General features: G+C 65.6%; 11 protein-coding genes and 1 pseudogene. 1 reads left to right on the plus strand and 11 read right to left on the minus strand.

From position 1 onward, the window contains the following. Positions 1 to 14: 14 nt before the first annotated feature. Positions 15 to 2645, minus strand: coding sequence for a pyruvate, phosphate dikinase (ppdK, locus tag DK874_RS02100; protein ID WP_114312346.1), 2631 nt, complete (start codon positions 2643 to 2645; stop codon positions 15 to 17). 64 nt (positions 2646 to 2709) lie between these two features. On the opposite strand from ppdK, the gene DK874_RS02105 reads away from it, so the two are divergent. Continuing rightward, entirely contained in the window at positions 2710 to 3012 is a 303-nt protein-coding gene (locus tag DK874_RS02105; protein WP_205387547.1) for a hypothetical protein, read from the plus strand. A gap of 44 nt (positions 3013 to 3056) precedes the next feature. Here the strand turns inward: DK874_RS02105 and DK874_RS02110 are convergent, their stop codons facing one another. From DK874_RS02110 to hpaB, 10 genes and pseudogenes are all read right to left on the minus strand, one after another. Further along, on the minus strand, positions 3057 to 3485 hold the full coding sequence (locus DK874_RS02110) for a thioesterase family protein (protein ID WP_114312348.1): 429 nt from the start codon (positions 3483 to 3485) through the stop codon (positions 3057 to 3059). A 3-nt stretch (positions 3486 to 3488) separates the two neighbouring features. Then, positions 3489 to 4823, minus strand: a complete 1335-nt coding sequence (locus tag DK874_RS02115; RefSeq protein WP_114312351.1) for a phenylacetate--CoA ligase family protein — start codon at positions 4821 to 4823, stop codon at positions 3489 to 3491. Continuing rightward, positions 4780 to 5176: pseudogene (paaI, locus tag DK874_RS02120) on the minus strand (hydroxyphenylacetyl-CoA thioesterase PaaI). The gene DK874_RS02115 and the pseudogene paaI overlap by 44 nt, the downstream one beginning before the upstream one ends. 17 nt (positions 5177 to 5193) lie before the next feature. Continuing rightward, positions 5194 to 5922 (minus strand): ABC transporter ATP-binding protein, encoded by a 729-nt coding sequence (locus tag DK874_RS02125; RefSeq protein ID WP_114312353.1) that lies wholly within the window; start codon positions 5920 to 5922, stop codon positions 5194 to 5196. Beyond that, positions 5919 to 7673 (minus strand): branched-chain amino acid ABC transporter ATP-binding protein/permease, encoded by a 1755-nt coding sequence (locus DK874_RS02130; protein WP_114312355.1) that lies wholly within the window; start codon positions 7671 to 7673, stop codon positions 5919 to 5921. The genes DK874_RS02125 and DK874_RS02130 overlap by 4 nt, the downstream gene beginning before the upstream one ends. Continuing rightward, positions 7673 to 8650 carry a branched-chain amino acid ABC transporter permease gene (locus DK874_RS02135; protein WP_114312357.1) on the minus strand — a complete coding sequence of 326 codons (978 nt, stop codon included), beginning with the start codon at positions 8648 to 8650 and terminating at the stop codon, positions 7673 to 7675. The genes DK874_RS02130 and DK874_RS02135 overlap by 1 nt, the downstream gene beginning before the upstream one ends. A 3-nt stretch (positions 8651 to 8653) precedes the next feature. Next, positions 8654 to 9826 carry an ABC transporter substrate-binding protein gene (locus DK874_RS02140; protein WP_114312360.1) on the minus strand — a complete coding sequence of 391 codons (1173 nt, stop codon included), beginning with the start codon at positions 9824 to 9826 and terminating at the stop codon, positions 8654 to 8656. Between the two features lie 102 nt (positions 9827 to 9928). Further along, on the minus strand, positions 9929 to 10885 hold the full coding sequence (gene hpaD, locus DK874_RS02145; RefSeq protein ID WP_114312362.1) for a 3,4-dihydroxyphenylacetate 2,3-dioxygenase: 957 nt from the start codon (positions 10883 to 10885) through the stop codon (positions 9929 to 9931). Beyond that, positions 10873 to 11376 carry a 4-hydroxyphenylacetate 3-monooxygenase reductase subunit gene (gene hpaC, locus DK874_RS02150; protein ID WP_114312364.1) on the minus strand — a complete coding sequence of 168 codons (504 nt, stop codon included), beginning with the start codon at positions 11374 to 11376 and terminating at the stop codon, positions 10873 to 10875. The genes hpaD and hpaC overlap by 13 nt, the downstream gene beginning before the upstream one ends. Beyond that, entirely contained in the window at positions 11373 to 12824 is a 1452-nt protein-coding gene (gene hpaB, locus DK874_RS02155; protein ID WP_114312366.1) for a 4-hydroxyphenylacetate 3-monooxygenase, oxygenase component, read from the minus strand. The genes hpaC and hpaB overlap by 4 nt, the downstream gene beginning before the upstream one ends. Position 12825 lies beyond the last annotated feature (1 nt).

Raw genomic sequence — 12825 nt, forward strand, 5'->3', positions numbered from 1 at the left:
CCCAGGCCCAACCGCTATTGGGCAAACGCCTCACTGGCCTCGGCCCTCGAGGCCCAAAGCCCCGCCTGGGCCGCGGCCAGGCGGGCCGTGAGCACACGGAAGGGGCTCGCCGAGGTATAGTCCAGAAGCCCCGCCACAAAGGCCACGCTGCGGGCCTCCCCCCCGTGCTCCCCGCAAAGCCCCACCTTCAGCTGGGGATTGGCCCGCCTTCCCTCCTCCACGGCCATCCTTATCAGCCTTCCCACCCCCTTTTCGTCCAGGCGCTCCGTGGGGTCAAAGGGAAACAGGCCTGCTTCCACGTACTGGGGTAGGAACTTGCCGGCATCGTCCCGGGAAAGGCCAAAGGCCATCTGGGTGAGGTCGTTGGTGCCGAAGCTGAAGAAGTCCACCAAGGGAGCGATCTCCGAGGCCAGGAGGGCAGCCCTTGGGGTCTCGATCATGGTGCCGAAGGGGATGGGGCCGTACTCCTGGAAAAGCTCGTCTGCCAAGGCCCTGGCCCGCTCCACCTCCTTGGGATCCGCCACCAAGGGAACCATGACCTCGGGACGGGGGTCAAAACCCTCCTTCTTTAGCTCCTTGGCCGCCTCCAGGAGGGCCTTGAGCTGCATACGGAAGATACCCGGTCTGAGGAGCAAGAGCCGGATTCCCCGGAAGCCCAGCATGGGGTTCTGCTCGGAAAGGGTCTTGGCCCGTTCCCATAGGGCCTTAGCCTCCTCATCCCCCGCTGCGGCCTTTTCCCGAAGCTCTTCCAAAGGTGGCAGGAACTCGTGGAGGGGGGGGTCCAGAAGGCGCACGGTCACGGGCAGGCCATCCATGGCCCTCAAGATGGCCTTAAAATCTTCCTTCTGGAAGGCATAAAGCCTCTCTAGGGCCTCGGCCTCCTCCTCGGGGGTTTGGGCCAGGATCAGCCGCCTGACCCAAGGGAGGCGCTCCTCCTGGAAGAACATGTGCTCGGTACGGCAGAGCCCGATGCCCTCAGCCCCAAATGCCCTGGCCCTCTCGGCGTCCAAAGGGGTGTCGGCGTTGGCCCTAACCCCCAAGAGGCGGTGAGGCTCGGCCCAGGAAAGGAGCTTCTGCAAAAGTTCCTCACCCGCCGCCTCCGCCAAGGGCACCGCCCCCAGGAAGACCTCCCCGGTGCTCCCGTCCAGGGTGAGGAGGTCCCCCTCCCGGATTTCCAGGATTTCCAAACCGTCCACCCAGGCCCGGCCCTCCTCAGGGGCCACCCTCAGGGCCTCCGCCCCCACCACCGCCGGCACTCCCAGGCCCCGGGCCACCACCGCCGCATGGGAGGTCAAGCCCCCCCGGGCGGTGAGGATTCCCCGGGAAAGGTACATGCCGGTGATGTCCTCGGGGGTGGTTTCCGGGCGCACCAGGATGGCGGGCAACCCCTGGGCCGCATAGCGCTCTGCCCCTTCGTTGCTGAAAACCACATGTCCCACCGCGGCCCCAGGGCTGGCGGGAAGCCCCTTTAGGATAGGCTCTGGGGCTTTACTCCGGTCCACCGCAGGCCTGAGGAGGCCAGGGAGGGCATTGGCCTCCACCCTAAGCACGGCCTCTTCCCTGCTGATGAGACCCTCCTCCGCCATCTCCACGGCGATGCGCACTGCCGCCTGGGCCGTGCGCTTGCCCGAGCGGGTCTGGAGAAGGTACAGGCGCCCACGCTCCACCGTGAACTCGAAGTCCTGCATGTCCCGGAAATGGCGCTCCAAAAGATCCGCTACCCTTTCGATCTCCTGGTAGAGCTCGGGGGCGTACTCCCTCAGGCGGCTAAGGGGCTCGGGGGTGCGGATGCCCGCCACCACGTCCTCCCCCTGGGCGTTCCTCAGGTACTCCCCGTAGAGGCCCTTCTCCCCGGTGGCGGGGTTGCGGGTAAAGCCCACCCCGGTCCCCGAGTCCTCCCCCAGGTTCCCGTAAACCATGGCCTGGACCACCACCGCCGTGCCCAGGTCCTCCGGAATGCCGTAGATGCGCCGGTAGGCTTTGGCCCTGGGGTTTAGCCAGCTACGGAAGACCGCCTGGATAGCCCCTTGCAGCTGGAGCCAGGGGTCCATGGGGAAGGGGGTACCCCGTTCCTCCAGGTGGCGAAGGTAGTGGAAGGAAAGGGCCTCGAGGTCCTCGGCGGTAAGCTCGGTGTCGCTTTGCACGCCCCGCTTCTCCTTTAAGGCGGAAAGCAGGCCCTCAAACACCTCGGCCCTTTCCCCCAAGACCACCTCCCCATACATGGCAAGAAGCCGCCGGAAGGTGTCCCAGGCGAAGCGGGGGTTCCCTGAGGCCCGGGCCAGGCTTTCCACCCCCTCCAGGGTCAGGCCCAGGTTGAGGATGGTGTCCATCATCCCGGGCATGGACACCGGGGCCCCGCTCCGCACGGAAACCAGAAGGGGAGGGGTATTCCCCTCCCCTTTGCCAAAGCGTTTGCCTACTAGCCCCTCGAGGGCCGCCATTTTGGCCTGGACCTCCTCCCATAAACCTGGCACCTCCCCCTCCCTGAGAAAGCGGCGGCATGCCGCCGTGGTGATGATGAGAGCCGGGGGAACGGGAAGCCCCGCCCGGGCCATCTCCACCAGCCCAAACCCCTTGCCGCCCAAGAGGTCCCGGGAAAGACCCCGGGCCTCAGAAAGGAGATACACCTGCGTATCCGTGCCCACATCCCCAGTTTTCCCCGGGGTATGGAAACGTGGAAAGGTGTAAGGCCCGAAGGTCTACACTGCCTTGGGCCCTACCCACCCTCGCCCGGTTACGGGTAGGCTTTCCCCTTGGAGCATCTATCTCCCCCTGGGGATGGGGCGGGCCCTTTTCCCAGGGGCCAGCAAGGTCCTGGTCCTCTCCCTGGCCCGGGGAACCTCGAGGGGCTGGCCGCGGGCCCTTTCCGTGCCCGGGGGAAGCGGCCTAGCCGGGGGTTCCCTGACCTTCTTTTATGCCATCCTCCCCAACCGCGGCCTCGCCTTTGCCGCCACCCTCCCTCTCCTCACAGGCCTCATGGGCCTTTCCGCCTGGCTGGTGCGGGCCCGGTAGGAAACTGCCCCCCACGCGAGCTTCAAGCAGGGAAAGAGATGCTTTCAGTCCTTAAAGCCCCCATGGGCCTTCCACCTCTCCCGTAACCGGGCAAAGAGGCCCTCCACCTTGGCCTTGGGCAGGATCACCTGCTCCGTGCGCCCCCGGCCGATCAGGTCCCCCAGCTGGTTGTAGGCCTCCATGCTGGCGTAGACCCGGTTCCCCTCCGTGCGCTCGTGGCGGGCCACGATCCGCACCCGCATTCCCGGAAGGGCGGAGGCCAGGTGGTGCACCTCCACGTAGCTGCCGATCCCCTCCTCTCCCTCCTCCAGGAAAGGAAGGATGATCTTCCGCCCCGCCAGCTCCATGTGCTTGGCCATCCAGTAGGTGGCGTACACGGGATGGACCGGGCCCAGCTCCTCAAAGTTCACGGTCATCTCCGGGGTAACCACGGTCTCAAACACCGCCTCAAAACCGATGGGGATGGGGCGCATGGCCTACTTCCTCAGGTCCAAAACCCGCCGCAGCTTCCCCCCCTCGCTCCTGGGGGCCTCCCCGGGGGCCAGGAGGGTTACCTTCATGCTCACCCCGATGGTGTCCTTAATCTTGTGGGCCACCTTCTCCCTAAGGGCATGGAGGCGGTGGTCGGCCTCAATGACCTCATCGGAAAGGGCCTTGCGGCCAATCTCCTGGAAAAAGGCTAGGGAAACCTCCACCTTGAGCTCGGCCTCGTCCAAGGTTCCTTCCCTACGAACCACGATCTGGTAATAGGGTTCTACCTCGGGGATCCCTAGGAGCACCGCCTCCACCTGGGTGGGATAGACGTTCACCCCGCGGATGATGAGCATATCGTCGGTGCGGCCCAGGATGGGGCCCATCCGCACGTGGGTCCGGCCGCAAGCACAGGGCTCGTAGGTGAGGAAGGTGAGGTCCCCCGTCCAGTAGCGCAGGAGGGGCATGGCCTCCTTGGTGAGGGTGGTGAAGACCAGAACCCCCACTTGGCCCTCGGGAAGGGGCTCGCCGGTGGTAGGGTCCACCACCTCGGGAAGGAAATGGTCCTCCCAGATATGGCTTCCCTGGCGCTCCTCCACGCACTCGTTGGAAACCCCCGGACCGATGATCTCGGATAGCCCGTAGATGTTGGTACTCCGCACCCCCAGGCCCTCGTCCACCTGCTTTCTGATGGCCTCGGTCCAGGGCTCAGCCCCCAGCACGGCGTAGTCCAGGGAAAGCTCCTCCGGGGAAACCCCCCGCTTCCTGAACTCCTCCGCCAGGGTCTGGGCGTAGGAGGGGGTACAGGAGATCACCTCCGGGCGGAAGTCCTGAATCAGCATGAGCTGCCGCTCGGTCATGCCCCCGGAAACGGGGACCACGGTCATCCCCAAGGCCTCGGCCCCGGCGTGAAGGCCCAGGCCCCCAGTAAAGAGGCCATAGCCATAGGCGTTGTGGAGCATCATGCCCGGCTTGGCCCCGGCGGCGGCCAGGGAGCGGGCCACCACCTCGGCGAAGACCTGCAGGTCTTTCTTGGTGTAGCCCACCACCGTGGGCTTGCCCGTGGTGCCGCTGCTGGCATGGATGCGGGCCACCTCTTCCCGGGGCACGGCGAAGAGGCCAAAGGGGTAGTTTTCCCGGAGGTGGTCCTTCCTGGTGAAGGGGAGTTTGGGAAGGTCCTCGAGGGTCCTTATTCCCTTCGGGTCCACCCCCGCCTCATCCAGAAGCCGCCGGTAGAAGGGCACCCTCTCGTGCACGTAGGCCACCACGGCCCCAAGCCTTTCCTCCTGCAAGGTCCTAAGCTTTTCCCTGGACAGGGTTTCCAGTTCCGGCTGAAACATCATGCTGCCTCACCTCCCAGGCGAAACACCGTTCCCGTAAACAGGGCCACCAGCCTGCCCTCGGAGACCACCTCCACCCGGTAAGTGGCGGTGCGCCGGGAAAGGTTCACCTCATGGGCCACCGCCTCCACCCGGGCTCCCAGGGAAAGGGGCCGGAAGTAGTCCATACGGCAAGAAAGGGCCACCGCCGGACCCCGGGTGTTGCTGGCCAAGGCAAAGGCGCTATCCGCCAAGGCATAAAGGAAGGCGCCTTGAGCGGTGCCGTGGAGGTTCAGGTGCCCCTCCCCCACCACCCCGGCCACCACCGCCTCCCCCGGGTCTAGGCGCCGAACCTGGAGGCCCAAGGTGCGCATGAAGGGATCCTCCCGGATCACCCCTCCACCTCCCGGGATAGCCCCAAATAGGCCTCCACCACCCTGGGGTCCTGCCTCAAGGCCTCCGCCGGCCCCTCGAGGACCACCTCCCCCGCCTCCAGCACCAGCCCCCGGTCCGCCAGGGCCAAGGCCACCTTGGCGTTTTGCTCCACCAGAAGGAGGGTGGTCCCCTCGCCCTTAAGCTCCCCCAGGATGCGGTAGATCTCCCGCACCATCAGGGGAGCCAGGCCCAAGGAGGGCTCGTCCAGAAGGAGGAGCCGGGGCCTGGCCATGAGGGCGCGGCCGATGGCCAGCATCTGCTGCTCCCCACCGGAAAGGGTACCGGCGGGCTGCCTTCTCCTCTCCAAAAGCCGGGGGAAAAGGGCGTAGACCCTCTCCAGGTCGGGTCTGAGGTTCTCCCGCCGGCGGAAACGGGTAAACCCCCCCAGGAGGAGGTTGTCCTCCACGGAAAGCCCGGGAAAAAGGGCCCGGCCCTCCGGCACCAGAACGAGGCCCCGGGCAAGAAGGGCCTCCGGGCTTCTTAGCCGTACCTCCTCCCCATCCAGGAACACCTTCCCCTCCGCCTGGGCTAGGCCCAAAAGCCCCCTTAGCACGCTGGTCTTCCCCGCCCCATTGGGGCCGATGAGGGTGAGGGCCTCCCCTTGCTTCAGGGAAAAGGTTACCTCCCGGACCGCCTCCAGGGGCCCGTAGCGCACGGCAAGACCCTGAACGGAAAGGAGACTCATGCCACCTCCTCCTCTCCCAAGTAGGCCGCCCGCACCAAGGGGTTCCGCTGGACCTCCTTGGGCATGCCCTCAGCGATCTTCTCCCCGTAGTTCATCACCACCACCCGGTCCGCCAGGCCCATGATGAGGTCCATGTCGTGGTCCACGATCAGGACCGTATAGCCCTCCCTGGCCAGGGAACGGAGAAGGGAGGCAAGCTCCCTTTTCTCCTGGGCCCGCAGCCCCGCCCCCGGCTCGTCCAAAAGGAGCACCTCCGCCCCCGAGGCCAGGACCCGGGCGATCTCCAGAAGGCGCTGTTGGCCCACGGAAAGGCGCTCCGCCTTTTCCAAAGCCAAGGACTCCAGCCCCACCCGCTTCAGGGCCCGGTACGCGGTGGCCAAGGCCCGCTCCTCCTCCTTGCGGGATAGGCCCAAAAGGGCCTGCAAAAAGCCGGCCCGGGTACGGCTGTACGTGCCCAAAGCGGCGTTTTCCAGCACCGTTAGCTCCGGGAAGAGGTGCGGGTGCTGGAAGGTGCGGCCTAGGCCCAGGGCATGGACCCGGTGGGGGGGTAGCCCCGTGATCTCCTGGCCGAAGAGGTACACCTGGCCCCGGTCGGGGAGCAGGGCCCCGGCCACCAGGTTGAAGGTGGTGCTCTTCCCCGCCCCGTTGGGCCCGATCAGGGCCAGGATCTCCCCCCGCTTCAGGGAGAAGGAAACCCCAGCCACCGCCAAAAGCCCCCCGAAGGACTTCTGCAGGCCCTGGACTTCCAAAACCACCTCACCCCGGGGGCCCTCAGGGCTCCGGAGGGAGAGGGGTTCCGCCTTGGGCACCCCTGGTTCCCTGGTCGGCAGGTACCGCTCCACCAGGGGCCAGAGGCCCTTGGGAGCCAGGATAAGGATCAGGGCCAGGATCAGGCCATAGCCGATGGTCTCGTAGTTCCCCTGCCGCCCCAGGAAGAGGGGCAGGAGGTCCTTCAGCCAGTCCTCGAGGCCGGTGAAGAAGGCCGCCCCCAGGATCACCCCGGGAATGCTCCCCACCCCTCCCGCCACGGCCATCACCAGATACTTGATGGAGGCCTCCAGGGAAAAGGGCGTGGGGTTGACAAAGCGCAGGAAGTGGGCGTAAAGAAAACCGGCCAGGCCAGCGATGGTCCCGGAGAGCAAAAAGGCCTTGAGCTTGAGAGCTGCCGGATCCACCCCGAAGCTGGCCGCCGCCAGGGCATCCCCCCTAAGGGCCAAAAGGGCCCGGCCTATGCGGCTATGGCGCAGGTTATAAAGGGCTAGGATCAGGAGGGCCAAGAGGAAAAGGGTAAGGAAGGCGTAGCGAAAGCCCGTGTCCAGGGGGATACCGAAGAGGCCAAGCGGGGGGAGATCGGTAAGCCCGGTGTGCCCCCCCGTAAGCCCCACCAGGTTCCCCGCCAGGATGTACAGGGCCACCTGCCAGGCGATGGTGGAAAGGGGGAGAAAATGCCCCTTCAGCCGCACCGTAAGCCCCCCCAGGACCAAAGCCAGCAGGAACGCCGACATAAGCCCCGCCAGAAGCCCCATCCAGGGAGAAAGCCCCAGCTTAAGGGTAAAAAGGGCTGTGGCATAGGCCCCCATGCCCATGAAGGCTGCCTGGGCGAAGCTGGTCATCCCCGCCAGGCCCGTGAGCACGTAAAGGGAAAGGGCCACCATGGCGGAGAGGGCGAAAAAGTTCAGCAGGGTGAGGTAGTAGGGAAAGGGCGAGAGTAGCAAGGGCAAAAGGAGCAACAAAAACCAAAGGTAGCGCATCACTCCTCCACCGTCCTAGCCCTCAGGCTCTGGTAGAAAAGGGCGGGCACCAGGAGTAGGAAGACCAAGGCCTCCTTGTAGGCGCTGGCGTAGAAGCTGGTAAAGCTTTCAAATAGTCCCACGAGAAGCGCCCCCAAGAAGGCCACCGGGTAACTGGCAAGCCCCCCCAGGATGGCGGCCACGAATCCTTTAAGCCCCAGCATAAAGCCCATGAAATAGGCGGCATTGATGAGGGGGGCCAAAAGAAGCCCGGACAGGGCCGCCAGCAGGCTAGCGATGCTGAAGGCCACCATCCCCGCCTCCTCCGGGCCTATTCCCGAGAGCCTGGCCCCAAGCCGATTCTCCGCCGCCGCCAAAAGCGCCTTGCCGAAAAGGGAAAAACGGAAGAAGAGGTAAAGGCCCGCCAGGCTCGAGGCGGCGAAGAGGAGGACCAAGACCCCCTGCCAGGAAAGGCCCACCATAACCTCCCCAGAAAGGAAGGGAGCGGGACGGAACTGCTCGGGGCCGAAGAAGACGAGGCCAAGCCCCTGGTAGGCCACGTGGAGGCCCACGGCCATGATGAGGAAGGAAAGCACCGTGGCCCCCCGCATGGGCTGGAAGAAGACCCGGTAGGTGGCCACCCCCAGGTAGACCACCAGGAGCACCGCCGCCACGTAGGCCAGGGGCGGAGCCTCTTTAGCCAGAAGGAAGAGGAGGAAAAGCCCCACCCCGCCCAAAAGGGGCAGAAGGCCCCCCCGGCCCCGGGCCATCAGGGCCCAGGCCCCCCCCAGGGCCAGGGCCAGCCACAGGGTACCGGGAAGCTTCCCTTCCAAAAGCCACACCAGGGAGAGGGGGGCGAACATGAGAAGCTCCCCGATGGGCACCAGGATCACCCGGGTAACGGCGAAAACCAGCACCAGGGAGAGGGCCAGAAGCCCGTAGACCACCCCGTTTTGCAACCCGTCCAGGAGTAGGAAGCTGAGGATGGTGGCGTCCATGGCTTAGCGGAAGGTGCGCTCCAGCTTCCAGCGGCCTCCCTCAATGCGGACCATCACCGCAGCGTCCTCAAAGCGCAGGCCCAGGTGGTCCTCCTTGCTGAAGGTGAAGACCCCGTGGGTGGCCACCAGGTTCCGGGTAGCCTCGATCTCGTCCCGCAGGGCTGCCCGGAAGGCGGCCAGGTCCTTGGCGGGATCCGCCCGCTTTAAGGCCCGCTCCAGGGCCGGCTTCAGGATCAGCCAGGCATCCCAGGCATGGGCCCCGAAGGTGGAATAGCTGCCGATGCCGTACTTGGCCTCGTAGCGCTGGATGTAGTCCAGGGCCACCCGCTTGCTGGGGAAAGTGCTGGGAAGCTGCTCCGCCACCAGGATGGGGCCGGCGGGAAGGAGGGTGCCCTCCACGTCCTTACCCCCTACCCGCAGGAAGTCGGGGTTGGCCACCCCGTGGGTCTGGTAGATGAGGCCTGCGTACCCCCGTTCCCTCAGGGTGCGCTGGGGCAGCACCGCAGGGGTGCCGCTTGCCCCGATGAGAACGGCATCGGGCCGGCGGGCGATGATCCTGAGCACCTGGCCGGTCACCGAGGTGTCGGTACGGGCATACCGCTCGCTGGCCACCACCTGGAGGCCTTTACCCTTGGCCTCCGCCTCAAAGAAGCGGGCCCAGCCCTCCCCGTAGGCGTCGTTGAAGCCGATGTAGGCCACGGTCTTTATCCCGCGGGCCACCATGTCCGCCACGATGGCCCGGGCCATGAGCTCCTCCGTCTGCGGGGTCTTGAAAACCCAGAAGCGCTGGGCGTCCACCGGGTGGATGATGTCCTTGCTGGCCGCCAAGGAGATCATGGGCACCTTGGCCTCGGCCACCACGGGGATCATGCCCAAGGAGGCCGGGGTGGTGGTAGTGCCGATGATGGCCACCACCCCTTCCTCCACCAGGCGGCGGGTGTTGCGCACCGCCTGGGTGGTGTCCGAGGCGTCGTCCAGGATGACGAACTGCACCTTGCGCCCAGCCACCCCCCCCGTGCGGTCCAGCATCTCCTGGAGCATGAGGAAGGTGTTGCGCTCGGGAATCCCCAAGGAGGCGGCAGGACCGGTGGCGGAGACCACCACGCCCACCTTCAGAACCTCCTGGGCCACGGCCGAAAGGGCTAACACCAACAGGGCTACCAACCAGCGTTTCATGTGTTTCCCTCCTTGTCCTTTTCCCACCGGGCAAGACCCGGATTGGGTCTAACTAACGACCGTTTGCCTTCCAGTTTAACCAGGGACAACTGTCCCGTCAAGCTAGGTCACGTGCTCGGGGATGCCGGCCATGGGCGAAGGCCGCGTAGGCACGGGCTTCCCCTCGAGGTCCAGCAAGAGGCTTCCCTCCAGGAACCAGCTCCTTGGGGTCCTGTGCCCCCAGAGGGTCTGGCGCCTGGGGTCGTTCAGGCTCCAGCGCACCGGGGGCAGATCGGGGTCCACGGTGAGGTAGTCGGAGGTATAGAGCTCTATACGGTGCCCATCCGGGTCCTTAAGGTAGAGGAACATGGCGTTGGATATCCCATGACGCCCCGGGCCCCTTTCGATCTGGTCCGTCCTCCTGGCCCCCGCCAGGATGTCCGCCGCCTTAAGGATGGCCATGGGGTCGGGGAGCCAGTAGGCGAAGTGGTGGAGCCTAGGGCCTTCCCCATTGGTGAAGGCCACGTCGTGGACGTTTCCCTTGCGGTGGAGCCAGCTGGCCCAAAGCCTTCCCTCCTCGTCCTCCGTGTACTCGGTGAGGCGGAAGCCCAGGATCTCCTGGTAATAGCGGGTGGCCCTTTCCACCTCCGGGGAGAAGAGGTTCAGGTGGTCGATGCGCAAAATCCCCGGCCCGCGGTACAGGTGGTAGTCCTGAAGGACACGGGGAAGCTTCTCCGCCCCCGAGTAGAAGACCAGGGGATACCCGAAGGGGTCCTGGACGCGGAGCATCCTGAGCCTTCCCCAGTCGGTTTCCAAGCGGTGGGGAAGCCCCTCCTGTTCCGCCCAGGCCAGGGCTTGGTCCATCCCCTCTTCGTCCACCTTAAAGCCCAGGCTGCGCACGGCGGGGAGGCCCCCCTGGGTAAGCTTCAGGCTCCACTCCAGCTCCTCATAGCCCCGCAGGTAGGCGCTTCTTCCCTCCCTGTGCTCCAGGCGGAAGCCCAAAAGCCCCTGGTAAAACTCCAGGCTCCTCTCCAGGTCCTTAACCCAAAGCTCGATGAACCCCACCCTCACGATGGCCATACCAACCTCCTGTAGCCACGGCCGAAGTACACCAGGGGAAGGCCCGGTTCCCCCAGCTCAATGACCTCCACAAGGCCCACCACCAGGCGGTGGTCCCCTCCGGGGTAGACCGCCGCCAACCGGCAACGCAAAACCGCCAAGGCCCCTTCCACCCTCCCCTCCACCAGGACCACCCCCTCCTGGGGCTTCCCGGCAAAGTGCTGGGAAACCGCCTCCTGTTCCTCCCTGAGGAAGCTTACGGTGAAGGCCCGGGAGGCCTCCAAGATGGGCAGAAGCCTCGCCTTTTCCTGGATGCCCAAGGCCACCAGGGGAGGCTCGAGGCTCAAGGACATGAAGGCGGTGGCGGTCATGCCCCTCTCCTCTTCCCCCAACCGGGCGGACACCACCGTCACCCCGGCGGCGAAGCGACTTAAGGCCTCCCGGAACGCCTCTTGAAGGGCCTTCTCGGGCGTAGGCAAACCGCTGGATTCCTCGGGAAAGGCACCCGTCACGCCTCCACCTCTCTAAGCACGGAAAGCGCCCCCTTGAGGTAGGTGCGGATCCGCTCCTTGTAGGGTTCCTTATCGTAGACGCTAAAGAGGGTCTGGTACATGCGCACCGGATCCCCGAAGAAAAAGCGCTCGTAAAGCTCCTGCCGCGCCCCAAACCCCGAGAGGGTCATGTCCCAGGCCAGGCGGAAGAGGGCCACCCGCTCTTTAGCCTCCAAGCTGGCCCCTTGCAGGTACTTCTCCAACAGGGGAGCCAAGGGTCCCTTAAAGTCCCGTTCCGAGGGCAGGGTGATGAGGCCGCTGGCCCCGATCTGCTCCAGGATCTCCCTGAGGCGGGGGTAAAGCCTAGGGTAGAGGTTCCTGGCCCCATCCAACGCCCCCCGGTCGGGCACCAGGAGGCCAAAGGCGTTCTCCTTGGCCTCCTCCTCCGCCCGGGTCCAGAAGGCCCGCATGGCCTCCAGATAGACGATGATCTCGGCGATCTTCTCCTGCACGTGGCCGTAGGCATCGGCCCCGATCCCCTCGGCCATCAGGGCCGCCACCCCCAAAAAGGCCTCGGTCTTGGCGGTCTTCAGGGCCACCACCTGGTGGGCCATGTGGTTAAGGGCCCCCGTGGCGGCGTAGGCGTTGTTGCAAAGCTCCACGTTTCCCAGGATGAAGACCCGCTCCCAAGGGACCAGGACGTCGTCAAAGACCACCAGGCAGTCCATCTCCTCGAGGCGGCTACTAAGGGGATAGTCAAAGGGGCTATCCCCCCCCACCAAGGCCTCGCGGCAGAGGAAGTGGAGGCCCGGCGTGGAGGTGGGCAGGGCGAAGGCGATGGCGTACTTCTCGCTCCCCGGCCCCTCCTTAAGCAGGGTGGAAGGGAAGATAAGAACCTCGTCCGCCAGGGGAAAGGTGGCGGTCATGCGGGCTCCTCGCACCACGATGCCCTTTTCCGTCTGCCGCACCACCCCCACGGGGATATAGGGGTCGGGCTGGGCCGAGGGCGGCTTGGCCCGGTTCACCTGGGGGTTGGTGAGGGCGTGGGTGGTGGCCAGGTCATGGTCGCGGAGGTAGCGGTAATAGTTTCGCACGTTGTCGGCGAACTCGCCAAAGTACTCGGCGCTGGCGGCATAGGCCATGACCACGGCATTCAGGTAATCCGGGCTACGGCCCATCATCCCCAGGTTCTGATCCGCCCAAAGCTTGTAGGCCTGGCCCCGGCGCTTTAGGTCCTCCTTGGTCTTGGGGATGAGGAAGCTCATCCCGTGCCGCTTCCCCTCCTCCTCGTAGGTGAGGGCCTCGCGGTAGCGGGGGTCGTGCTGCAGGTCGTATAGGGCCGCCATGGTGCGCACGATTCCCCGGAAAACCGGGTGCGTGGTGGGATCCTCCACCTTTTCCCCCTTGTACCAGAGGTTAGGGGGGCGCTCCTTTAGGGCCTCCAGGTACTCCGCTCCTGTTCTTGCCATC

It is taken from the genome of Thermus caldifontis, from assembly GCF_003336745.1.
Classification (GTDB): domain Bacteria; phylum Deinococcota; class Deinococci; order Deinococcales; family Thermaceae; genus Thermus; species Thermus caldifontis.

What these genes read in the sequence shown, in the direction of transcription:
- DK874_RS02110 (WP_114312348.1), bottom strand. Translation starts at nt 3,485, where the DNA reads ATGCGCCCCATCCCCATCGGTTTTGAGGCGGTGTTTGAGACCGTGGTT.
- DK874_RS02115 (WP_114312351.1), bottom strand. Translation starts at nt 4,823, where the DNA reads ATGTTTCAGCCGGAACTGGAAACCCTGTCCAGGGAAAAGCTTAGGACC.
- DK874_RS02125 (WP_114312353.1), bottom strand. Translation starts at nt 5,922, where the DNA reads ATGAGTCTCCTTTCCGTTCAGGGTCTTGCCGTGCGCTACGGGCCCCTG.
- DK874_RS02130 (WP_114312355.1), bottom strand. Translation starts at nt 7,673, where the DNA reads ATGCGCTACCTTTGGTTTTTGTTGCTCCTTTTGCCCTTGCTACTCTCG.
- DK874_RS02135 (WP_114312357.1), bottom strand. Translation starts at nt 8,650, where the DNA reads ATGGACGCCACCATCCTCAGCTTCCTACTCCTGGACGGGTTGCAAAAC.
- DK874_RS02140 (WP_114312360.1), bottom strand. Translation starts at nt 9,826, where the DNA reads ATGAAACGCTGGTTGGTAGCCCTGTTGGTGTTAGCCCTTTCGGCCGTG.
- hpaD (WP_114312362.1), bottom strand. Translation starts at nt 10,885, where the DNA reads ATGGCCATCGTGAGGGTGGGGTTCATCGAGCTTTGGGTTAAGGACCTG.
- hpaB (WP_114312366.1), bottom strand. Translation starts at nt 12,824, where the DNA reads ATGGCAAGAACAGGAGCGGAGTACCTGGAGGCCCTAAAGGAGCGCCCC.